Origin of the sequence: Flavobacterium cupreum (assembly GCF_003996965.1) — a bacterium.
Classification (GTDB): domain Bacteria; phylum Bacteroidota; class Bacteroidia; order Flavobacteriales; family Flavobacteriaceae; genus Flavobacterium; species Flavobacterium cupreum.
The window spans coordinates 1-24,013 of the sequence record NZ_QWDM01000027.1 but is presented as its reverse complement, the minus strand read 5'-3'; the positions used below and the strand labels follow the sequence as shown (position 1 = coordinate 24,013).

15 protein-coding genes and 2 tRNA genes are annotated in these 24,013 nt (G+C 37.2%); 7 read left to right on the top strand and 10 right to left on the bottom strand.

The annotated features are described in order from the left end of the window. Positions 1–213: hypothetical protein (locus D0817_RS26315; protein ID WP_238160944.1), on the top strand; the 213-nt coding region annotated here is incomplete at its 5' end. A gap of 383 nt (positions 214–596) precedes the next feature. On the opposite strand, the gene D0817_RS24040 is transcribed toward D0817_RS26315, so the two are convergent. Then, entirely contained in the window at positions 597–1,055 is a 459-nt protein-coding gene (locus D0817_RS24040; protein WP_127340882.1) for an RNA methyltransferase, read from the bottom strand. Between the two features lie 164 nt (positions 1,056–1,219). Continuing rightward, a complete protein-coding gene (locus D0817_RS24035; RefSeq protein WP_127340881.1) occupies positions 1,220–2,341 on the bottom strand; it encodes an acyltransferase family protein in 1,122 nt (373 codons plus the stop codon). A gap of 314 nt (positions 2,342–2,655) precedes the next feature. Between D0817_RS24035 and D0817_RS24030 the strand changes: the two genes are divergently transcribed. Both D0817_RS24030 and D0817_RS24025 read left to right on the top strand, forming a co-directional pair. Then, a tRNA-Glu gene (locus D0817_RS24030) sits at positions 2,656–2,727 on the top strand. Between the two features lie 506 nt (positions 2,728–3,233). Next, complete coding sequence (locus tag D0817_RS24025; RefSeq protein ID WP_127340880.1) at positions 3,234–4,328, top strand: exopolyphosphatase; 1,095 nt, start codon at positions 3,234–3,236, stop codon at positions 4,326–4,328. 116 nt (positions 4,329–4,444) lie between these two features. Here the strand turns inward: D0817_RS24025 and D0817_RS24020 are convergent, their stop codons facing one another. Then, positions 4,445–4,780 (bottom strand): hypothetical protein, encoded by a 336-nt coding sequence (locus tag D0817_RS24020; protein WP_127340879.1) that lies wholly within the window; start codon positions 4,778–4,780, stop codon positions 4,445–4,447. Positions 4,781–4,888: 108 nt separating this feature from the next. Between D0817_RS24020 and D0817_RS24015 the strand changes: the two genes are divergently transcribed. After that, positions 4,889–5,101 carry a helix-turn-helix domain-containing protein gene (locus D0817_RS24015; protein ID WP_127340878.1) on the top strand — a complete coding sequence of 71 codons (213 nt, stop codon included), beginning with the start codon at positions 4,889–4,891 and terminating at the stop codon, positions 5,099–5,101. Positions 5,102–5,120: 19 nt separating this feature from the next. Here the strand turns inward: D0817_RS24015 and D0817_RS24010 are convergent, their stop codons facing one another. The 7 genes from D0817_RS24010 to D0817_RS23980 form a co-directional block, all read right to left on the bottom strand. Then, positions 5,121–6,587, bottom strand: a complete 1,467-nt coding sequence (locus tag D0817_RS24010; protein WP_127340877.1) for a glycoside hydrolase family 130 protein — start codon at positions 6,585–6,587, stop codon at positions 5,121–5,123. Positions 6,588–6,905: 318 nt separating this feature from the next. Beyond that, entirely contained in the window at positions 6,906–7,403 is a 498-nt protein-coding gene (locus D0817_RS24005) for a hypothetical protein (protein ID WP_127340876.1), read from the bottom strand. A 209-nt stretch (positions 7,404–7,612) separates the two neighbouring features. After that, positions 7,613–8,065: a hypothetical protein gene (locus tag D0817_RS24000; RefSeq protein ID WP_127340875.1), complete on the bottom strand. Its 453-nt coding sequence runs from the start codon at positions 8,063–8,065 to the stop codon at positions 7,613–7,615. Continuing rightward, on the bottom strand, positions 8,062–17,907 hold the full coding sequence (locus tag D0817_RS23995; protein ID WP_127340874.1) for a SpvB/TcaC N-terminal domain-containing protein: 9,846 nt from the start codon (positions 17,905–17,907) through the stop codon (positions 8,062–8,064). Before D0817_RS23995 ends, D0817_RS24000 begins: the two co-directional genes overlap by 4 nt. Before the next feature lie 56 nt (positions 17,908–17,963). Next, the gene (locus D0817_RS23990; protein ID WP_127340873.1) at positions 17,964–19,928 is read right to left on the bottom strand and encodes a T9SS type A sorting domain-containing protein; all 1,965 of its coding nucleotides are present in this window, start codon (positions 19,926–19,928) and stop codon (positions 17,964–17,966) included. A gap of 30 nt (positions 19,929–19,958) precedes the next feature. After that, complete coding sequence (locus tag D0817_RS23985) at positions 19,959–20,690, bottom strand: outer membrane beta-barrel protein (RefSeq protein WP_127340872.1); 732 nt, start codon at positions 20,688–20,690, stop codon at positions 19,959–19,961. A gap of 14 nt (positions 20,691–20,704) precedes the next feature. Further along, positions 20,705–21,406 carry an outer membrane beta-barrel protein gene (locus D0817_RS23980; RefSeq protein WP_127340871.1) on the bottom strand — a complete coding sequence of 234 codons (702 nt, stop codon included), beginning with the start codon at positions 21,404–21,406 and terminating at the stop codon, positions 20,705–20,707. Between the two features lie 297 nt (positions 21,407–21,703). Between D0817_RS23980 and D0817_RS23975 the strand changes: the two genes are divergently transcribed. From D0817_RS23975 to D0817_RS23965, 3 genes are all read left to right on the top strand, one after another. Continuing rightward, a complete protein-coding gene (locus D0817_RS23975) occupies positions 21,704–23,230 on the top strand; it encodes an ArnT family glycosyltransferase (RefSeq protein ID WP_127340870.1) in 1,527 nt (508 codons plus the stop codon). A gap of 6 nt (positions 23,231–23,236) precedes the next feature. Beyond that, positions 23,237–23,761 (top strand): DUF4269 domain-containing protein, encoded by a 525-nt coding sequence (locus D0817_RS23970; protein WP_127340869.1) that lies wholly within the window; start codon positions 23,237–23,239, stop codon positions 23,759–23,761. A 148-nt stretch (positions 23,762–23,909) separates the two neighbouring features. Beyond that, a tRNA-Met gene (locus D0817_RS23965) sits at positions 23,910–23,982 on the top strand. The last annotated feature ends 31 nt before the right edge of the window (positions 23,983–24,013 follow it).

Below are 24,013 nucleotides of genomic sequence, written 5' to 3'. Positions count from 1 at the left end.
AAAAATATAGTTTTTAATCAAAACGGAGGTGCTCACTTTGCACCGGAATTAGGTGGTCATTTTGAACTGGAATCAGGTGCTCACTTTAAAACGGAATGGGGTGATCAATATAACCGGAATTTGCATCCTAGATCTAAATCAATAATCCTCATAAATATCGAAATGAACCAAATAATAAAAAGATTCAAGTTAAAAATCCCAGAAAAAATATAGCAAAAATTATTTTTCAACTTCATCCTTAGCTTATTTTTCTTTGAAAAAAAGAATACTCTCAAGAGTATTAAAATAAATCCTGTTCCAATTCCAAAAAATGTTCCATTTATAAAATTAAAGTAAAGTGTAAGCATACTAAAAGAATATTTCAAAGAATTATAATAATCAAAAAAATTATATAAAATCCAAGCATAGATTAACAGTAAGGAGAAAATTATATTTTTGAAATGTTGTAATTTATTCATAGTTTCTTTTGCACTTGGTGACGTCGCGATACAGCGGGTATCGGACTAAATTAAACCCTATTTTCGGATTTACCAATCATTTCAAAAATAAAAGCACTTTTCATTTGTCGACTACGTCACTTGGATAGCGAGTTTCTTTTAAGATCGCGGTTTAGGTAAATTTCTGTCGTACATAATAATAGTTCCTGCAACCGCCACATTCAAACTTTTTACCGATTTAAATTTTACTAAGTGATGACATTTAGCCATTACTTTTTTGGAGAGGCCATGATCTTCTGCTCCCAATAAATAAACACAACGTCTTGGGTGCTCAAAGGTTTCTAAATCAGAAGCTTTTTCGTCTAATTCGACACCAACCAATCGTGCCCCTTTGGGTAAGTTTTCAAAAAAAGCTTCAAAAGTATCATAATGAAAATAAGGAATTGCTTTTACCGCATCATGAGTATCAGACGCTTGCTTCGCATATCGGTTCCCTATGGTAAAAATAAAAGTAGCGCCTAAATTTTGGGCTGACCTCCATAAAACACCCAAATTTTCAGGCGTTTTACCATTTTGTATTCCAATTCCAAAATATTCATTTATAAAATTATCATTCATAAGCGCAAAAGTACAAACTGTAAATACATAAATCAATTTTTTGTTGAGTTGAAGTAAAGATCCGGTATTACATTTTTAGGTACTTAATTTTTAATATTTGCACTATTTTGAATTTCGTACTGAATTTCCGCTAACTATATCCGCGCTTGCAGGGAATAACATTCCTATTCTTTTATAGTTTTGTTCCTTATTTTCATAAATGGTTTTTCTATTGTCAGGTGAAGCATATACGCTCCTAAAACACAAGTTATCATGCAAATCAGAAGCATGACATTATGCTCTATTTCAAAATCTTTTAAGAGCTGATGGGTTGTATGAATTATTCCTTTATGTGTCAAATAAATTGAAAAAGAAAGATTAGCGATAAACGTTGTGATTTTTGAATTCATTTTATATAAAAAGCTCGTTGGGGAAATCGAACCTACAACCATAAAACCAAAACCAAGTGCAATTAATGGAAATCCAAAAACAGCTACCCTTAAGGTCAGTAAGTCTTCACATAAAAAATAGGCACCTGTCAAAACACATAAACTTAATACAATAAATGGATTACCATATTTTGAAAGTCTAGTCCATAAATTTGGTAAAAACTGATATATTCCTGCAATAGAAACACCCACTAAAAGTCCGTCTAAGCGATTGTAAGTCGGATAGTAAATAAATTTATACCAGTACATCCAACTATTTTCTTCACCAATTTTCGGCAGGTACAAATGACTAAAACTATAAAATCTGATCGCAAAACCGAATACAAATAGGCCTATCAATACCCAGAATGATTTAGAGAAGAGTTTAAAAGTCTGTAGAAATATTAAAATAAGAGGTAAAAAAAGATAAAAATGTTCTTCTACACATAGCGACCAGCAATGTGAAAATGTTCCGTAATCCATTAAATTAAGATTGAAATTTTGAGTAAAAGTGAGAAACTTCCAAATGGGTGGCAGCGATTCCTTTTCTCTGAAATACGGGAAGCAAAAATAAATCGCAACTGTTGCCAAAAAAGCAGGAACAATTCTAAAAAACCGTTTGATAAAAAAAGCTTTAAAGGAAATTAATTGCTCTTCTTTAATTTGAAGAAATAGTTGAGAAGAAATTAAAAATCCACTTAACACAAAGAATAAATCAACTCCTGTCCAACCAAATGATGCTACATCAGGAAGCCAATCAGGTTTTCCGTCACTTACGATATAATAATGAAAAAAGAAAACTAAAACAATAGCAAAAGCCCTTAAATGATCCAGACCGTGTAATTTTTTATGAACTTTAATCTGTAATTTATCTGTCACTATATCTCTCTAATTTTAAGTTTTATTTTCGCCGAACTGCCAGCAAACATACCACTTAACTTGCCAATATAAATGAAAAGAAAAGTAAATTTTAAAGTTTTTTTGTCTTTACTATCTTAAAATAATGAGAAGACATTCTCCCAAAAAGAACTCTCCCGGGCGCGGGACTTTAGCAGATTTATATTTTATAGTAAACCAAAATCGCTAACCTGCAGACACTTCCGAAGCTTTTTCAGAATAACTAAAAAAAAGTAAAAGATTTTTTTTGTGTATTTTAAAAATAGTTGCATTTTTGCACCCGCATTAGAAAAACAGGCCCGTTCGTCTATCGGTTAGGACGCATGGTTTTCATCCATGTAAGAGCGGTTCGATTCCGCTACGGGCTACTAAGAAAAAGCTTCAGAGAAATCTGAAGCTTTTTTGTTTTATAGCTCCTTTCTTTAGAACAATACAGATTCGGATCAATTTCAGGATTCTTTATTTTCGCCTTTGTCAGATATTGCAATAAGAAGCAAATATTAGAAAATGTTTTTACCAGTCTCATTAGTTGCTCTAAATAATGGTTGTGTGAAACTCAATATTTCTTTAGCTTTCACACAAAAAACGTGTGAAATTTGATTTTTGTTTTCATTTTCACACAATAAAAAAAGGGGAAATTAAATCTTTACAGCAAAAGAAGTGAGCTAATTCCTGCATATCCTTAAGTCCGGGAAAATCCCTCAATAATTAAATATTATATTTTACAATAACTGCGGGTATGTTCATAAATGTTTTTATAAATTTGCAATCTCGTATCGAAAGCCACTATTTTTAATTCAAAATTATGCCTTTCACATCATTAGCTTAAAATCTTTATTAAAAATAAATTATATTATAATCATAATTAAATCCAATGTTTAAGAAAAACAAACCCCAAATTCTGCTTTTTATTCTTTTAAGTTTATTTTTTTCCATCAATTCGTTTTCTCAAAAAAATCTTTATGCCGGAATTGAAATCGGGCGAAGAGCCATAAAAACTTCGGTTCTGGATGTAAGCAATATTAAAAAAGCTGATTATAAAATTCTTTATTTTTCAAATGAAAGAATCAGTCTTGCCGACCACGTTACGGCTCAGGGTGAGTTTCCTGCGGACGATGTCAACAAAATTACTGCAATAATTGTGGAGCAGATCAACAAAATAAGAACAGAATTTAAAGTTCCGGAAGCCCATATCTTTATCGTTGCAGCTCCTGTTTTTTCTGCTGCCCGCAATATTGACGCGCTAAAAAATAAAATCACAACCCTTACCAACAAAGACGTAGAGGTACTTAATGTTAATGAAGAACCTAAAACATTGGTTAAAGGTGCTATTCCACCGGTTGATTATGCTAATGCTTTCCTGCTGGATATTGGTGCCCAAACTACTAAGGGCGGCTACATTGACGAGCTTGAGGATGACAAATTAGAGTTTATTCCTTTGGAGCTTGATTTCGGTACCATGACACTTACTGATGCTGTGAAAAAAACAGTAGCGAATCCAAACCAGGCAAATGATATGTCGACTTATCAGGAAAAATCTTTTGATTTTAACCCTGTGCTGCGTAAGAAGATCAAAGAAATGCTGGATGCAAATCCCCTTTTATTAAAAAAAGAAAAAATGTATTTATCCGGTGGAGCTGTCTGGGCTTTTGCAACACTGTATTATAATGAAAATGTTAAAGAACATTATATTTCTTTAAGCCTTGAAGACGTTATTAATTACGATGCAATATTGAAGAATAATTTTGTCAAATTCACGAACCTTGCCAAAACCAATAAGGAAGCAGCAAGGGTTTTGAGCACTTATGACCAGCAATATCTTATTTCGGCAAATAACATACTATTGAGCTGTCTGGAAAGCATTCCAAATTTAAACACAAAGAAAATCTACTTTGTAAAGGAAGGACAAACCATCTGGCTTATCTCCTATATTGCAGACCGTTCTAAAAAAGTCAATACTAAGTTTTAAGGTTTATTCTTTATTCTTTTAAAAAAGCAAAAAGCTTCAGAGAAATCTGAAGCTTTTTTTCGTTTATAACAACTTGTTTTATCACGTTGAGCAAACTCAAATAATCGCTGCGATCATCAAACATCCTGAAAATCCTCAATAAGCATTTTATTAATTTCACTTAACATCTCAAATTCATCCAAAGGAAACATTTCCAATACCATTTCTAAAACAATTACCACATCAATAAACTGATTTGAATCTGTTTCCTGAGTTTTATGCACCTCCTGATTCAGTGCCAAAATACACATTTTTAACATATTGGTAATAGCAAAGCCAAGTTCATGATAATTCAACATTTTAATTTGAGCCTTATAAGTCCCGGATTTATCATTAATCGACTTCGAAGTGTTTAAGTACGAAGCAATCAATTCTTTAAGATTCTCTAATTTTTTAATTTCATTTGTTTCCATAATTATATATTTATTTTTTTTCTATTACATCCTGATAGTTATCATATATGATAACCACTTTTGACAAATATATAACAAAATTTGGATTATCATAAAAGATAATTCAAATTGGAACAAACTATACAACAAAAAGTCGGAAAGCGAATTCAGGAAATTAGAACGAAGAAGAATATTTCACAACAAGATTTGGCCTCAAAATGTAATTTTGAAAAGAGTAATATGTCCAGACTTGAAAACGGAAATGCGAATGCAACACTTTCAACTCTTGAAAAAGTGTGCAATGCTTTGGAAATCGATTATATCGAATTATTTAAATTTTAAAGTCTGGACAATCAACTTTTTATTTACTGCTCTTCAATGCTTCCAGCAATTCCGCCATATCAACCGTTGCGTACGTAGACGAATAATCGGATACGGCGTAAGGCAATATGAGGCTGTTGTTGTGAATTATCGCACCACAGGAATAGACCACATTTGGCACATACCCTTCGCGTTCGTCTTCTAAAGGAGAAAGCAAAGGTTCTGAAAGTCTCCCTATTTCTTTAGACGGGTCATCAAGATCAAAAAGAGAAGCTCCTATACAATAACGTCTCATGGTACCAACACCGTGGGTAATTACGAGCCAGCCTTCTGGTGTCCAGAGTGGCGAACCGCAATTTCCGATTTGTGTCAGTTCCCATGTAAAACGGGGTTTCTGAAGAAGAATGGGATCATTCCATTGTGTAGCCCTGTCCGAATACATAATATAATTGTTTACCCCATCGATTCTTGCCAGCATGGCGTATTTGCCCTTTATTTTTCTTGGAAACAGTGCAAGGTTTTTATTCTGTGCACCCGCACCATGCAGGGGCATTACCCTGAAACTGTAAAAATCTTCGGTAGAAATCAGTTTAGGCAGTATGGTATGTCCGTTGTAAGCGGTATAGGTTGCCATGATACGAACAGAATCGTCGTCGTCTACAAAACGTACAAAGCGGGCATCTTCTATCCCTCGGCTTTCGGATTCGGATATTGGAAATATAACACGTTCTGTAATGTCTGAATCGTGAGTAAACTGCAAATCATAAAATGAATTGGCCAGCCAGAGTATTTCCTGCAGCGCCATTTTTCTTTCCTCACGAATCAGGGGATCACCTAAGGAGGTATTCAGACTATTTTTGAGGATCGCAAACTCGAATTCATCGGGCAGATCCTGCATAATCTGAGCGATGTATTTGTCCTCCGTGTGCATCTCTGCCAACTTTGTTAAAAAGCGTTCTTTGTTGAATAAGGTCTTGTGTTCTACCTCAGCCTTATCAATCTGATTTCCGATTTTCATTATCGTCAGATTATTATCCTTATCCAGGATTCCGCGTCTGAAAACAATTGACGAAATATGACCTTCCCCCGTAGCCCTAAAAGAAATGACTACCCGTTTTTCTCCTGCTCCCAAACCAGTCTGGTCGAAATCTTCAACAATCGAAGGATTAAAAATAGCAGCCGATTCTATGGCATATTCCATGGTACAAAAAGAACCTATGAGCATTTTTCGATTGAGGGATATTCCTTCATAATCGATTTGCATGTCCTCGATTACAGGTCTTATTTTTTCGCAATGTTTAAAAAAAACAGCCGAAATATTTCGGTGACGCCTGGCAAACTCCCGAAGCGTTTGTTCTAAAGTTTGCAATACCTGTTTATCGTCGAGCAACATGATACGAATCACCATTTGTTTGGTCCGCTCGTTACCGTTCATAAAATAACGGGCAACTACTCTTCTGGAATCTGGTGTAAATTTTATATTTTTTCGTATTACTGATACTCGCATAATTTGTTTTTTATTTTTAATAATAAGGAACTGCAATTATTTAAAACCTATTGCTATAACAAGTTAATAATTTTGTTAAAGAAAAAGCTTAATTTTTTATTAAAAATTATTTTTGGTGGTTTATTTTTCATCTGCTTGCGGCCTGCACTGCATCAAAAAAATTGCAATTTTACAAAAACAAATACTCAAAATATTCTGCTTCGGAATAGCTTTCGTCGCACCATTAGCTAGAAAAAAGTGTAGTATGTATAGACTGCATCTTTTTTCATTTTTATATGATTTTCAATTAAATATGAATTGACAACCAGGACATTTTTTTCATTTGACTTCAATATTATAATTTTTAATTACATAGGTATCAAAAACAGATTTGCTATATACAATATGCAACGTATAGTTCCCGATTATTTCTTTTCTGCTTAAGTGACTCCTATTGTTATATCTGACACTGTATCTTTTATCTTTAAAATAAAAATACAGTAAATCTGTTCTACCTGAAACATAATTGTCTATTGGTACTTTTGTTTCTTCAGTTGCTAATCCTTCTGCACTTTTTACGGTGTAGTAGTTTATCGCTAATTTCAGTATGATAAAAATAAAAAATGCCAGGATCAGACTTCCTATCAGATCAATTATGGTATTGCTTTTTTTCTTTGCGTTTTCTTTTCCGGCAGCATTATATCTGTACAGAAAAAGTAATATGATACCGAAAGACAGCAAAAAAAACGAAACATTTAAAAGCAACGGGACATTTAAAATCATCCTGTCTTTCTTAAAAACAGTACTAATAAAAGTGCCATGATTATAAAAATCCATTTTTTTGCGAATATTTTTTTTATCATTGTATAGGATCTGTTTCTTTATTTAACTTTATGGCTGTAGAACCTGTAACTACTTTTTCTGCGGTTTTGGTTTTTAATACTAAATGGTTTGCAAACTACAAAAACAAAAGGTACAGTATTATACTGTACTTTTTGTTTTTGTAATCATTACTTATATTCCTTTTTTAACATTCAAAAAATCTTTCAAATATTATTTTTGATTATAGAACCGTCGACACAAGTAATTATTTCGAGATTATCTTCGAAATTAATTTCTTCATAAAAATCAGGCAATGGAATTTCTTTTAAAATACTATAATTAGATTTATCCAGTACGAGAATTTCAAGCTCCATACATATGTACATTCTTTCTTTATATATTTTAGTATCATAAAAAAAATAAGGCAATTCCACATTTAGTATAATTTCATTAGAATTAAAATCGATTACAGCAAAATTTTGATCTATACCAATTGAATATATGTTAGATTCTATTTCAAGAATTTTAGGTGCTATCAGGCTACTATTCCAGCCTATTTTACAGGTAAAATTATTATGAACTAATTCTCCAAAAGAAGAATTTGTTTCCTGATTGTAAAATACGGCTTTACTATCAGACTCCATAAATCTAATTTTATCAATACTATTAATTATCATGGTGTTTTAAATATTTTAGGTATTATAGTTGTTACTTTAGGAATCTTAGTTAAATCCCCACCTTCATAAAAGAAACTTGTCTGAATTCTTCCTTTTTTACCAATATCAAGAATCTTATTTATTGTCGTACCAAATTCATTAGTGGCTCTGGAAACCTCTTTTCCTTTGGATAACGTTTCTGCAAATACCTTTACTAGTTTAGATTCTGTCGTTATACCTAATGTGGTTAAATCTTTTAAATTTTGAGCTGATCGAGCCACGTTATGTGCTGAACCCTGTAAAACTCTTCCAAAGAAATAGTCAAATTTTGCTTGTGCGACTGAAAACTCTGCAACTTTACCGGCTCTGCTAAATACTTTAAATGCTCCTGCACCTCCACCGACAAAACTCAATCCAACATCTGTAAATGTTGCAATTGTACTGGCAGTTCCTTCGTTTGCTCCTGCTGCTTTAGCAGTTGCTTTAACCCCTTTATATGTTAAGCTTTCCGTTTCTTCTCCAGACCAGGCCTGACGTATTCCTGCCTGGAAATCATCTGCTCCATGGACAACTGCTATTCCTCCAACGACTGCTCCGACACCTGTCCAGGAAGTTGCCGCTCCTCCCACTGCTCCTCCAACAACTTGTACAACGCCACCAACAGCTCTTAATCCTCCCCAAAATCTATTCCAACCTTTGCTTGGTGGTCCAAAAGCTCTTCCGTCAGGATCAATATAGATAATTGGATTATTTATACAATAAACAAAACTTCCAACATTAGGATAATTTTCTGTCTCAGGATCGACATTAAGCCATAACGAAGATTTCATATCTAAATACCTCGCCCCATAATAACTAAGATTTGTTTCTCTATCCAATTCCTTACCATTGAATAAATAGGGGTTGGAAAATGAACTGGAATGTTCTTCAAATAAAATTTCCCCGAAAGCAATATACTCCACATGCTGTGAAACAGAACCATTTTTAGTGGTAATATACGAAGTACTTCCCAAATGATCCGGATGAAAATAAAAAATATCATTCTCCGGCAGTCCAATTCCGGTAAAACCTTCTCCGGGCTTCACTGTTTCGGGGTTTATTGGCGGTCCAAATTGTACAGGCGGCCCGGGTACATCACCCGGAGCGTTAAAAACCGGGTTTCTAGGCCAGCCTTCAGGTGGTTCCTGATTCTCTTCTACCGGTTTAAGCGCTTCACTAGGATATGGATTTCCTGTAAACTCCGGTGTTGCATAAATTCCCTGTTGTGTTGGCGGTCCCGGAGGTACGCCTAAACTTTTCACATACGTATCTAATGCTTTTTGCTGTTCGGCAGTTAGCTTGGTATAATTTACACCTCCTGCTGTGATACCCAAAGGCTGCGCAAAAGTTCCATTACCCAGTTTACTAACTATACGTCCTGCTCCTTCAAAATAATGCTTGGTGAATTTTCCTTTGCTTATTACAAAATAAGGACTTACATATCCTGTATAATTATCGGTATGCACTATTGTTGCAGCGGTCTGACCATTAATGGCTATGTTCTGACTGTACCCACTGCTTTTTAGAACTCGTTCTCCACCTGAATCATACGTATATTGATATATACGACCATTATCATTGATCCCCATTAGACGGTTTTCTTCATCCCAGGTCATTTTTCTGAAACTTTCAGTTTCCGTGTAACTTATTGGATTTCCGTTGCCATCATAGTTATATTGTCTTGGTTCCGCTTTTCCTGCTTCAGCAATTTTGTTTGGCGCGTTTGGATGTAATTCGTTATCATAATTATAATCCAACACATATCCCTTTTGTTCCTTATTAACTGTATGTATTAAGTTCTTGCTGGTTATATTGTGCATTTTGTTATAGCTCATGTTCAGCTCATAACTGGCCTTCGTGAATTCACCCTCATAATTTGCTTTTGCCGATTTTAACCTGTAAAAATCATCGTATTGATATTCATGATTCGACGTACCTCCCAAAGTATTATTTACAATTGGAGCTGTATTTTTAATTCCCAAAACATTTCCTAACAAATCATAACTATACGAATTGTTCATGACTTGTCTTGTACCACTTTTCACCTGCAATTGCTGGAGTCTGCGCATTACGGCATCATAGGTATAATTGGTTTCCGTATCGTTTCCATACTTCAGGTACTTACGTTGCTCAAATTCATCGTAACTTAATTGTTTGATATAATCGTAAGTATGGCTTTCTTTTTTCCCCTGCATGCTTTGCAGGTTTCCTGCGCGGTTATAAGTATAATCGACCACTTCTCCGTCCGGATATGTCATTTTCTGGATTCTGTTCCAGGTATCATATTCAAACTGTGAAATATAAGTTTGTATATCAGTTGGTGTAATACGAAGGGTACGGATCTCTTTTTCTACCTCGCCTAATTTTCCATAGAAAAATTCCCTTCCGCCACTGGCATCCTGCACAAACCAAAGTCTTCCCCTGCGTGATGCTGTTCCATCTGCTTTACCATAATTGTATTGCACATTGTTCTGCGGATTTTTTGGATATTTTATAGTTTCTAATCTATTATAATTATACTCGTATTGTATTGCCCCTCCATTTGGTACCGTATTCTTTATATCCTGTGTAATACGGGTTACTAAATTACCTGCCAAATCATATTGCGTGGTTGTCGTTCCTGCATCCGGATGCGTAAACTCAATACGTCTGCCTAACCAGTCATAACTGCTTTTGGTAATATGATCCATAGCATCTGTTACTTTTATTGTTTCGCCTAACGCATTGGTTTCAAACCTTGTCAGCAAATCATTCTGCATACTGGCTATATTTTGGTCTGCAGCATCAGTGTAAGTTTTGTTTGTGTTATTTAATGCATCGGTTTGTGTGGTTAGTAATACAGGCACTCCTTCATAATTACTTAATTCGAAAGTGGTTACATTAGTACTTCCGTCCGGCAAGGTTACTTTTACAGCACGACTTACCTCATCATATTCTGTTTTAGTTGGTACTACTGTTGATATTGTGGTGTTAAAATTATTATCTACTGTGGTGGTTGTAGTAGGGTAATAATTTGTTGTTGGTCTTCCTAATCCATCATAAATAATTTTTCCGGACACAATTTGTGCTTCCTGATCCGGGCTTCCGGCTTGTGTAAACAAACTGGCTGTTTTTTTAACCTGCAAAGCTCTCCCTAATCCATCAGTGTAAGTAAAAGTCTCAATGTCTTTGTCTAATTCGGGATCATAGTTTCTTGTTTTTGCATAAGGTACTTTGGCTTCGGGAAAATATTCATATGCTATCGTGTAGGGCTTTCCGGAGGCAATTTCATATGGCGCTCTTATCGTAGCAGTACGTCCCTTTGCATCTAACGTATAAATCGTAATTTGATCGTTACGATCAATTGCTTTTATTGGTGCTGCAAAACGATAATCAAACTCCATTTTATTCTGATATCCAAAAGCATCTTTAATCTCAGTCATAAACTGATGATTGTCTGCGTCATATGCATACTCCAAAGTCATATGTTGTCCTTTATAGTTCGCAGGACCTGTCATTTTTAGGAGGTTGCCATACGTATCATAAACAATATCTGTAACCGCAATTTTATCGGCGGCACTATAATTCTTTATTTGGGTAACTTCTGCTGTTGTTGTATTAATGCTTGTCGCTCTTTTACGACGTAAACCTTCTGTAGTAAATACTTCTAATTGTTTAGGGATACCACCATAATAAGGCGTAGTGCTATCGTAATAACTAATTTTAGCAGTTACTTTATCATCGGCAGTACCATTTCCTAAATCTTCGTATTGTATAATATTTCCTTTAGCATCATACGTGTTAAAAATGTTAGTTTCCAGATATTCACTCCCACCTTCATAATTTTTCTGATTAGTATGTATCAATCCCACAAAAACACGTTTGGCATCGCATGCTGCTGAGTTCAGCTCCGTTTCTGAGATACCCGCCTGCGTTGCCACATCAGTAAAACTGTATTCATTTTCTGATTCCTGACGCATTTTGTTGTTTTTGTCTAAAGTATAGCTATGCTTTAACAAGTTTCTTCTAAAATAATCCTGATTGTAAAATTCCTGTACCGTCGTTGAAAAAACGGAATTATCAGCCGCATCTATTTGCTCCTGAATTATTTTTCCAAAACCATAGAATTCTCTTTCACGACGATCAAAATAACCTTCTTCGTATCTGAATTTTGCAATAGAATGATCAATACCGTCGCCAATATGTCCGTCGAAAATATCAACCATTTGTAAAACCCATCTTGACGAAGGACTTTCATACGTTGGTTTCAGCAATTCATAATCGATTACATAACTATTCCCCACTCCATTGGTAACACTCTTTAATTTGTTAGTTCGTTTGATATTGGAAAGACGTACAATTAAATTATCCTGATCTTCTGATACGATAAAATCGATATTACCATCCCCGTTTACATCCGCAAAGGAAGCTTCTGAACGTGAGGTACTGGCACCAAAACTTCCTCCGATACTTGGAGTCAGTTTCAGCACAATAATAGGCGGAATCATCGGAATATCGTAAGAAACACCGATACTTGCCCCATAACTAACCGCTTTATTTCGGGACATTGCCGTGTATCTCGGATAGGTAATTGCAGCATCAAAATAGTTCCCCATATTCAGTTCAACCAGAACATCACTGTCGCGATAGGTAATTTTATCAGCTAATCCGTCTGAGTTCACATCCATAAAGGTATTGGTCCCGTCAGAAATAGAGCTTCCATAATTTAACCCGCCTGAAAAAGAACCATTGTAGATACTATACCCCAAATTGGCACTATAATCCATTGATTTACCTTTATTGATCACATTCAGGTTCGCCCAGTTTTCTGCTGGTAAAAAACCATATCCGGTATTTAAGGATACGCTTCCGTCCGCTTCAATTTTATCCGCCAGTCCGTCTCCGTTTACATCTGAAAATATTTGCTCGGAATGATCTTCCCCTTTTCCGATATTCCCACCTAACGAAACGGCTTTTCCTCCTTTTTCTGCATCTCCGGAAGCGCCTGTTTCCATATAGTTTTTGGTAACAGCAGCCTTACTGATATTTAACTGCAACGAATTGGCCGGCGCACCATGACTGTAGCTGCCGGACAAACTGCCGCCCAGTGCCGAGGTCTCAGAGTGGCTGAAATCACCAATTGAAACTTTATTGCTTGTCAATCCTCCTGTTGGTGATGTGAACTGAACCTGACCGTCCCTGATATAATCCGGAAAACCATCCCCGTTAAAATCACTCATGGTCTGTACGACATACGAATCTCCTTTAGAGGTACTAAGGCCTCCGCCAACGGGGCCTGCACTTGCTCCGGCCGCAAAACTTCGGCTTTTACTTTCGGTAATCATGTCAAATGCTGCCGTTCCCCCTCCTGTTAAATCGTTGGGAGGCAAAGAATAATCGATATATTCTGCTATATCGTCTTCTCCTAAACGGGAGGATCCGATAAATTCGTTCTGGATAAAAGATGCCTTTTCGGCGCCAAAGACTATGTTCTCTGAATACACCTGCGTCGTCTGCGTAAAATATTCCTTAAAACTTTCAAATCCGGCCGGCATGGCATCAGGATCTAAATTGTTTAAATCAGGAAAAGCATCTGGGTCTACATTGCTGGTCTCTGATTTTAGTCGTGTCTGATCGATGGTGTTACTGGCAAGATTTCCATTTATAATGAAACTTCCCCAGTTTCGGTACAACAAGCCTAAAGTAATCGCTTCTGACGACAGGTTACTGTAAATTGAAAACTCGTCTGTTGTTTCGTTCCAAATTACCGGTTGCAGCGGGTCTGTAATCGCATCCACTATATTGTAAGCGATTTTTAGCGCGTTGTTTTTTGGATACGCTTTTACAATATCCGTCAAAAGCGGATCGCTTACATAGATTTCCAATTCAAGCGGAAGGTCTTTTTGGGCTTCTGCATAGACGTAAGTATTATCGAAAACGGAAGTGGTTTCTACCAGTGTTCCATTCACGACATTGAAGGTCTTTCTGGCCAGTAAGTTGTTATTCTGTTTAGCAGAAATGACTAATTTACCATTGTATTGTGAAGCTAAAGGACCTGTGATGAGGGAATAATCTAACGGATTAATGGATAGGTTTAGTTTTCCGTTAATTGTTGGCTTCTTCCCGGCAATCAAATAATTTCCATCTATTTTGTTGTAGAAAGAATGTGAAATATCGACCTTTTTGACATTGTCCTCCGGTTTTGTTCCGGCTATTGCAGGAATGGTAACAGTTGGATTAACCACTAATGCTTTTAAATCAATATTCGTAAGTGTTTCAATTTGCATTCTGACAAAGGCATTGTCTTCTGCAATAGCAAAACTAAGCGTCGCTAAATCTAAATTGACGATTTCAGACGCTAAAAATGTCTTTTGATACAATACGGTTTCCGTTGGCGAACCGATTACGGTTTTGACAATTTTCAGCGTAACGTGATCTGATGTTACCGGTTTTTTAAATTGCCCCGAAAAGCTGATATTTCCGGCTTTGGGTATGATGATCGGATTGGATGAACTGACAAAAAAGTCGGTTGAAGCCTGGTAATTTTTCAATGATAATAAATTTGCATCGGCAATAGTAGTAACATCAATCAGTTTATTTTTTACAATTCCGGCCTCATTATAATAGTCGATTGTTTTGGTGTATTCTATTTTTGGATCCCAGATCACTTTATCGTAATTACCGTCTTTGATGGAACTTACCCTAAAATACAAGCGCTCGCCTTTCTGAACTGTTAAAGTGGCTGCCGGTTTTATTTTTAGCGTATAATCAGTCGGAGCAATCACCTGATCCCAGATTAAAGTATTGTTTTTTTGAAAATACAAATGAACCCCGTCTGCTTTTCCTTGTCCGTCACGGGTTTTATACTGCTGACGTTCAACGGAAAGATCTTCCACCAATGCAAAACTTTGTGTAACGGTAATTTCCCCGGTTGTTGGTGCCTGCCATACTCTGACCACATCATGCAAAGGGTTTTTATCTAATAATTCCTGCAATTCCTGCGTACGGTCGGGAGTAGTTAAAACCAGGTTTCCATCACCTGAAACAGGCGAAGGCGTTCCGGTACTGTTCGGTAAAAAATGAGGAACACCGTCAATAATACGATTGTAGTATACTTTACCGCCATCGGCGAAATCCACCAGTCCATCGCCGTTAAAATCCATAAAATAACTTTGGGTTTTATTGGTCGAACGCTGCTCATCGTACCCTACATTTACAGAAGCCGATCCGAAACCTACCGTGGCGTCAACTCCCCAGTTGAATGTTTTTGATTTTGTAAATCCTAAATTGCCCAGATTATCAATGCGGATGGATTCTCCAAAAGCATTCTGGCCTGAGCCGTATAAGTTTTTGCGATAGTATACGTCATTGCCAATCTTAAAAATTTTATCCGGAAACGAGTCTCCGTCCAGATCCTGTAAAACCACAGAAACGTCCGATGAACCCCAGCTGTTTCCTCCGTGCGGCCCAATCGTATTGGACTTAAAAGTCCCTAAAGTAGGAAGTCCTATCCCCAATCTGTAATTGATTCCGGTAGAAGTTCCGTTGGTACTTCCCGCCAGTGTATGGTTGCTTTCAAAATCCTTAATTCCCGTAAATCCTTGTTTGATATTATCGCTTGGTACAGTCCAGACCTGTTCCGGTCCAAACGGGTTGTACTTTCCGGAAGCATCGCGAACATCATCAAAATAGTCCAGCGTGTTGGTGTAAAACAATTTAGACTCCGAGTCATATTCCGAAACCGACTTCAGCAATGTTTTCTTAAAAGCGCCTTCTTTATAATTCAGTTCATAACTGCGGATCATCTGGTTTTTATAACGAACTTCGATTTTTCGCAACAACTGATTGTTTACCTGCTTAAAACCCAGTCTGGCCGAAACCTGAACATCCGGTCGGTTCGTTTCTCCCAAATCGCTATTGTTGATAAAAGAAACGCTGTAGTTTCCTTTCTCTGCGCCAAAACCGGTGTAGTAGACATTCTTCAGGTACAGTTCGCCGTCTTTTTTGTCGTATTCGTATTGTACGGTATTCCCTTTTAAATCGACTTGAAAGTACAGTGCCCAATGTCCGATATTTTCCGAAGCATCCTGCAGGACCGCGTTTGCAGCCAGTCCGGATTCATTTCCACCGTAATAACTCGCAACTCCGGATTTATCCCTTACTACCCAATAATAATTTTTAGGCGACGATCCTTTTCTTATAATCTGCTGAAAAGCCCCTTCTCTTCTTGGGTAAAACTGCTTGTCGGCTGTTCTTCCAACCCAGGCAGCCCTGTGCGTATTTGGAATCAGCTGCTCGCCTGCGATTGCATACGTTTCAGTTTCGTTCTGGGCATCATAGCGTGGCGCTCCCCAACGGGTTTCAATACTTACCGCAGGTACCGAAATATCCCAGCCCGTTCCTGCCCAGCTGTGTCCGCCATCACTGTCGTACTGCAGGCTAAACGAAGGCTGCATGCCACCTCTTCCGTTTGGAATAACAATTCCGAAACCTGTGCTGGCCGTTCCTTTTCCGTTGACTGATGGCGGTGCTATAGACTGAATTCCTACTAGCGGACTTGCCGCTTTTAAATCTTTTATACTTGTTGGTGTGTATCCTGAAGTTTCCGGAGATTCGGGCATTTTGATAATTCCGGCAATAAAATCGGTAAAATGGGTGGTTTTCGCCATAATTATCCCTTTTTTAATATCAAGGGAATCCTTGCTTACTTCCTGCCAGAGACGTTTGTTTTCATCAAAATAAAATACGGTGATATCTTTCTCCGTGTAGCCTTCCGGAATGGCTTTTTTATCGAAAGGAAGGGATAAGCGTACGGCTTTATCAAAAACAGTTCCGTGTGGCAACAGCCTGAAACCAGCATTGGTACCCGTAACATTGACCATGGCCGAATTTAGAGGGGCAATATCAATTTTACGTAAACCGCTTACCGATACCTGAACGTTTTTTTTTAAGGCTCCTATTGGAAAAACAGCCAGAAATTCTTTATACTCCAGTCTGTTTTCCATTTGGAAATTAATGGTCTTCGCCAAACTTTCCTTTGCTTTTTCAAGCGGCCTGAAACTGTCGACTTTTACGAAATCCCTGCTTTTTAATTTTTCCGCAGAAATAACTCCTGTGGTCGTTTCTTTCGTAATAGTAACCGACTGGTCTGAATTTAAATCTTTCTGATCCAGGATCAATTCAAATTCCGGCTGATTTACATTAATGGCAATACCGCCAACGGTCAGCTTTTTTATATGGGAAGGAAAATTAGTTCCTTTGATATATAATTTATTTTCCGATTTCAATAACGTATAAGGAACACCGATTTGCGTCGGTTTGTATACAATTCGTACATTTTTTATGCGGTAATTACTGGAAATCCCTTCGGGTGCCGTAAATAATAAAACGTTATCTCCCTGACGCAAGGATTGCTCCGAAAGCAATTCTGATTGTGAAGTCCATTCGTTGTTTTTTGATAAAAACTGACCTCCTATACTGGCCTGATTGTTTAAACTTCGCGAGATGGAAGCGGCCTGATCGTATCCGTATAATTCATATTCCAGAAAGGCACTTTCATAAACCGACGGAAGTACATTTACCGCCAGATGAAACACGTTATCGTACGCATCATCAGTATCCGATTCGTCTTTCAGACCAATAAACCCTTCTTTAATATCTGCATTAAATACCTGTGTGGTCTTAGCTGTTGCCGGAGCTGTCTTAATCGGATCTAAAACGGCTGCCGTGTTTTCATCTTCAAAAAAATCACGCGAAAATTTAGAAACTATATCGTAGTTTTTAAAGTTTACGGCAAACAAAAATGAACTTACTAAAAGTACAAGAATTATAATTTTATTTTTCATACTATAATTAAATCGTCTATGAGGCAATCGTTTATTATTATTTTATCAAAACCGGATTATTTCACAATCACTTTAAAAGTCTTGGTTCCGAAATCTGAATTCACCGTAACGAGATACATACCTGATGCTGCTTTTATCACATCATCGTAGATATAATTTTCGATCTGGGTAAACTGTTTCTGCTGAAGCAGCGTACCTGTCGGGGCATATACGGTTATGGTGGCATTTGTTTTATGTGCAAACTGCATGGCAATCGTAAAATGACCGTCGACTGTTGGATTTGGGTATAAAATTAAAACCGTAGCTTCCGGATTTTCCTTTCCGTCTGTCTTCACTGCAATTTTACTGGATGTTTTGCACTTCTGGTCACTCGATAATCTCAGTTCGTAATTACCGGGCTGGTCTACTAAAATCTTAGGATTATTATCTAAAAAATTACCTTCGTAATACCATTCGTATTCATAATTCCCTTCAGGCAGGCCGAGGCTCGCATCGAGAATTACAGCGTTTCCGTTTGCCAGTTGGTACTCCGGTTTTAAATCAGGAAAGGTTCCCTCTTTATCGGCCACAAAAACAGTTTCTGAATATAAATTGCCTTTCGAATCCCGAACGATATAATCATAATTCCCGGAAGAAAGAGAGACACTCGTACTGCTCTTTGCGGTCTGGCTCCACTGTTTTAAAACGGTGTCGCTCCCTTGCTTTTTAACAGTCACGGTAAAAGGGGCTTCTCCGCCTTCAATGCTATAATTTAGTTCCCCTGAGGCATTCACATTACAATTCGCCGGCGTAATCCACACGCGGCTGAACATTTGTGGTGCCACTTTCAGGGTAAATTTGGTTGTACCTGATAGTTGTTTGTCCCAGTTAAAGTCTTTTAAATTGAGCTTTTCCTTACTGGAAGTGAGTCCTAATTTGATGTATTCGGAATTATTTTCATCGAAAGTGCCTTTTCCGGAATAGTCTGCCAACAGCCAGTAATAACTGTCTTTCGGAAGTGTTCCTTTTATAAATTTCGGATCAAAAGTCCAGTCGAGGCTTAAATCTGAAGTTCCGGCAAAATCAAGTTGCCATTGCCTGTCAACACCCGCTGGTTCTCCTTGTTCCTGCTTTTTAACCAGAAGTTTTTTTCCGTTATCACTCCAAAAAACAAAATAATTATCGGGGATTTTATTGGTCTTGCTTTTCAGTTCCAGGGTCAGCAAGCCTTCATCGACCATATTGCTGCTTTTTACCTGCAGTAATCCGCTCACATCGTCTCTTCCGATTCCGGTAATAGAGGACTCAAAACCCTTATGCTTTTCGATATCCCAAATGGTCTGACCCAGACTGTTGAGATAATTCTTAATTTCAAACTGAGAAAGTGAAATACCGTATTTAACAGCCAGGTAACTCGCTACTTTTTGAGTTTCCACTCCGGATAAAACGCGGTTGTACACCAGAATTTCACTGATATTTCCGTTGAATTCTTCCGGCGGTAATTTTTCGAACTTCGATTTTAAACCAATGGTCAGAGACGATGGTTTTGCAACGCTGTCCGTAATATTTTGCTGGAAAAAATGAATATTTGCTTTTTGTGGTTTTACCTTTTCGCTGTACGACTGGTAATTGTATTTATTTAAATCGGCCAGACGTTTATTCGTTGCAACCGAAACTGTTTTTTTAGCATCATTGATCGTCCATAAAAGCTGTTCTTTCAAACTGTCTTTTACCTTGTACACCATAAATACGGTCTGTCTTCTTTTGGTATCAGTTCCCAAAGGCAGGATCAGGGAATCTTTGGCTTTATCGAAAGCAATACTTGGATTGAAATTAAAAGCGCCTCCTTTTTGCGTGTTAGCAGGTATTCTGGCTTCTTTTTTCGTGAGGCTTTCCCAATAATACGCATCGCCATTGGCTTTGGACTTAATCCAGAAAAAAGGTTCGGGAACATTTCCGGGCCTGATTTTTTGCTGTGAAAAAATCAAATTACCGGTCGACGCCGATAGTAAAATTACCAGTAAAAAAATCTTCTTATTCATAATCCGTACTGATTTTAAGATGATTATTTATTAAAAATTCCCGAGGTCGTCAAAATCAAATGAGTACCCGATAATCAGTGAAATGCTGTTGACTTTATTTTTATTTTCGCTGTAGCGGTGTCCGTTTTCTTCGGTTGCCAAAGCATCCGTCAGGCCTAAAGTATAGCGTGCACCAACAGATAAATTCGAGCTGAATTCGTATCCTAAAGACAGCATTCCTGAAAAATAATTTTTACCGGTCAAGGATTCCTTTAAAACTTTCTGCACATTCGCATCCGGCTCAAAATAAGCCCCCGAGCCGCCAAATACTTCCTGGCTGTTGGAAGTGTATTTTATGTTATCACTGGCGATATTGAAACTAACGTAAGGCCCTGCACCAATGTAAAATCCTTCAACAGGATAATATTTAAATTGTGCTCCAACATTAATATAGCTGTAACCAAAAGTCATTTTGTATTTCAGTCCTTCCGTGTCTTCATAATTCAAATCGGTACTTTGGCCGGAATACGAAACTTCAGTCTGAATACTCACTTTGGCATAAGGATATTTCCAATTGATAAAGAAACCGCCTGTTCCTCCAAACTTGCCTTTCTCCGCTAATGTATATCCTTCGTAAATACCTTTGGGAACTATAACATCCGGAAGATTAGACAATGTTGAATGTATACCACCGGCAAAAATACCATAGGTGATCTCTCTGTCACCCTGTGCAAAAACAGCTTTTGTGCTTACTAAAAGAAGAAGCAGAATAAATTTTTTCATTTTTTTTATTGAAATTACCATTGATGAAAACTATAGCCTACAGAAAAACAGATCACACCGCTTTTATTCTGATTTTCTATAAACTGAAAAGAAGAAGCATTACTTTTTACGACATCTTTTACCCCTAAGTAATAACGTAAATCGAAGTGGATGCTTTGATGAAGTTCATAACCTGCTGCAAAACATAAAGAAAAATCGTCTGCACCCTCAAGTCCGTCCTGATAGAACTGTCTTGTGGCAACATCGTACATTCCTCCTGCTTCATTCGAGGTATAAGTAACATTATTGGGAGATAAACTGATGCCGTAAAATGCACCAAAACCTAAATTTAATCCCTGGTATGGATATACTTTATACAAAGCTCCGATCTGTAAATATGAATAATGAAGTCCTAACTCAAATTCTTTTCCCACGGCATCGCGATACGTAACTTTTTCTCCGGATTGCCTGAATAAAATTTCCGGCTGAATAGCAACGCGCGTATCATAAAGTTTGAAATTTAAAAAGAAGCCGCCTTCTAAACCATAGGCCCCTTTACTTTCCATAACACTGTTATCAAATGTATTGTCCCTCCCTTTTATGCTTTCCGGAAGATTACTGATTTTAGACTGCAGTGCACCAAACTTAAGTCCGTAGGTGATATTGGTTTCATTTTGACTGTAAACGGAAGCGTTAAAAAAACAACAAAAAATTGATAAGTATAGTATTACTTTCATGCGGGAAAATTTTTGCGAATATATGTATTAATAATTGAAAGGTAATCCTCCTAAGTCGACAAAATGTCAAAATAATCGTCCAAAAACACCATTTTATCGTTAAAAAACATAGCGACAAATTTTATGCTGATCGTTTGCGTGCTGATGACCTTCGCTTCGTCTGTTTTTGCATCTATTTATGCACTGATTTCCGTTAAAAGAAAATTATAAAACAGAAATCACTATTTTTGATTAACCTTCAGTGACAAAACTGGAATTACCAATCCAGAAATAACAAACCTGAGAAACCAAACTTCCATGACCAGAAAAACGATATTTTTAATTGGGTTTATTATCTTAAAATTTGTTTTGCAATACGTTTTACTAAGTCCTGAATACGATTTACAGCGTGATGAATACCTGCATCTCGATCAGGCGCATCACCTGGCCTGGGGCTATTTGTCGGTCCCGCCGGTAACCTCGTGGATTTCTTATCTGATATTTTTACTTGGGAATTCTGTATTCTGGGTTAAGTTTTTCCCTGCCCTGTTTGGCGTTTTAACGCTCGTTATCGTCTGGAAAACGATTGAAACCTTAAAAGGGAACTTATATGCTTTAATCCTGGGTGCCACCTGCATTTTGTTGTCATCACTCCTTCGGATCAATATGCTGTATCAGCCCAATTCATTGGATGTCTTGTGCTGGACGGCCTTTTACTATGTGGTTGTCGTTTACATCAAATCCGAAGACAAAAATTGGTTTTATATTGGTGCTGTAGTATTCGCTTTTGGTTTCCTGAACAAGTATAACATTCTGTTCCTGCTTATTGGTCTCCTGCCTGCGCTCCTGCTTTCTCCGCAAAGAAAGATTCTGGCAGAAAAAAAGGTGTATCTGGCCTTACTTCTTGGATTGCTGTTCATTCTCCCGAACCTTTTATGGCAATACAACAATCAATTTCCGATTGTGCATCACATGAAAGAATTAGCAGAAACACAACTCGTGAATGTGGATCGAATCGGATTCCTGAAAGAGCAGTTGTTGTTTTTTATTGGAGCGGTTCCGGTTATTTTGGCTGCTTTGTATGCGCTGTTGTTTTATAAACCTTTCTCAAAATATCGATTCTTCTTTGCCTCTATCATTTTCACACTGCTTGTCTTTTTATATTTTAAGGCCAAAGCCTATTATGCCATTGGTTTGTATCCGGTTTATATTGCTTTCGGAGCTGTTTTTCTTTCTGATATTTTAAAATCCGGATGGAAACGGTATTTGCAGCCAGTTTTTATCCTGATTCCTTTGTTATTTTTTATTCCGATGTACCATTTGGCTTTCCCCAATAAGAGCCCTGAATATATTGTACAACATCCGAAGAAATATAAAGAACTCGGCATGTTACGCTGGGAAGACGGAAAAGATCATGCACTGCCGCAGGATTTCGCCGATATGCTGGGCTGGAAAGAACTGGCCCGCAAAACCGATTCGGCTTATTCGGCTTTACCCGATCAGGACAAAACGATAGTGCTTTGCGACAATTACGGACAGGCCGGAGCGATTAATTATTACACCACAAAAGGAATCAAAGCGGTTTCTTTTAATGCCGATTATGTCAATTGGTTTGATCTTAGCATACCGTACAAAAACCTCATCAGGATCAAGGAATACGAAGAAGAGGACAATGAGTTTAAAGAAACCAGTCCATATTTTAAAACGTCGCGGATTGCAGGCGAAATAACCAATCCGTATGCCCGCGAGTACAAAACGACTGTTTTCGTTTTTAAGGATGCGACAGTCAACATCAACAAAAGGCTGGAACAGGAAATCAGGGACGAAAAAGATTATAGCAAGTAAGCCCAAATGATTGATTTCACTACTATCGAATATTTAAAAACCGGAAATCCAAAACAAATCCGTGCCTACGAAGTCTTGACCCAAAATAAGATTTTGTCTGAGCTTGCTGAATTTGACCCGGTTTTAGTCGGTACCATTCCGATAAACATTGCTATCGAAAACAGTGATCTCGATATCATTTGTTATTGGAAAGACAAGACCCATTTTATCGAAAAGCTAATCAGTCTTTTTGGAAATGAAACTGATTTTACAATTCGGGAAACCATGATTAATGATGAAGAATCGATTATTGCAAACTTCAAAAAAGCAGCTTTTGAAATTGAAATCTTCGGACAAAATATTCCGGTTCAAAATCAGAATGGATATCGGCATATGATCATAGAATACAAGATTTTACAATTAAAAGGTGAAAAGTTCAGGCTTGAAATTATAAGACTCAAGCAAAAGGGTTACAAAACCGAGCCTGCTTTTGGTCTTTTGCTGGGGCTAAAAGACGATCCTTACCTCGAATTACTGGAATATAAATTTTAAAAATTGCCGTTTATAATTTGGCAACCGCCTATAGATTACCATAAACCACTACACACCAATAACTTAACAGATTCAAGACGCTAAATAAAAAAAAACAGTAATTCCTTTGCAAAACTGTATTTACTGCGTATCTTTGCACCCGAAACATCGCGGGATAGAGCAGTAGGCAGCTCGTCGGGCTCATAACCCGAAGGTCACAGGTTCGAGTCCTGTTCCCGCTACTACATGGGACAAAGAAGAAAAAGTCTTCTT

Bases quoted from the DNA above. Each gene is read 5' to 3' on its own strand.
- D0817_RS24040 (WP_127340882.1), bottom strand. From the start codon at position 1,055: ATGAATGATAATTTTATAAATGAATATTTTGGAATTGGAATACAAAAT.
- D0817_RS24025 (WP_127340880.1), top strand. From the start codon at position 3,234: ATGTTTAAGAAAAACAAACCCCAAATTCTGCTTTTTATTCTTTTAAGT.
- D0817_RS24020 (WP_127340879.1), bottom strand. From the start codon at position 4,780: ATGGAAACAAATGAAATTAAAAAATTAGAGAATCTTAAAGAATTGATT.
- D0817_RS24010 (WP_127340877.1), bottom strand. From the start codon at position 6,587: ATGCGAGTATCAGTAATACGAAAAAATATAAAATTTACACCAGATTCC.
- D0817_RS24005 (WP_127340876.1), bottom strand. From the start codon at position 7,403: ATGGATTTTTATAATCATGGCACTTTTATTAGTACTGTTTTTAAGAAA.
- D0817_RS24000 (WP_127340875.1), bottom strand. From the start codon at position 8,065: ATGATAATTAATAGTATTGATAAAATTAGATTTATGGAGTCTGATAGT.
- D0817_RS23995 (WP_127340874.1), bottom strand. From the start codon at position 17,907: ATGAAAAATAAAATTATAATTCTTGTACTTTTAGTAAGTTCATTTTTG.
- D0817_RS23990 (WP_127340873.1), bottom strand. From the start codon at position 19,928: ATGAATAAGAAGATTTTTTTACTGGTAATTTTACTATCGGCGTCGACC.
- D0817_RS23985 (WP_127340872.1), bottom strand. From the start codon at position 20,690: ATGAAAAAATTTATTCTGCTTCTTCTTTTAGTAAGCACAAAAGCTGTT.
- D0817_RS23980 (WP_127340871.1), bottom strand. From the start codon at position 21,406: ATGAAAGTAATACTATACTTATCAATTTTTTGTTGTTTTTTTAACGCT.
- D0817_RS23975 (WP_127340870.1), top strand. From the start codon at position 21,704: ATGACCAGAAAAACGATATTTTTAATTGGGTTTATTATCTTAAAATTT.
- D0817_RS23970 (WP_127340869.1), top strand. From the start codon at position 23,237: ATGATTGATTTCACTACTATCGAATATTTAAAAACCGGAAATCCAAAA.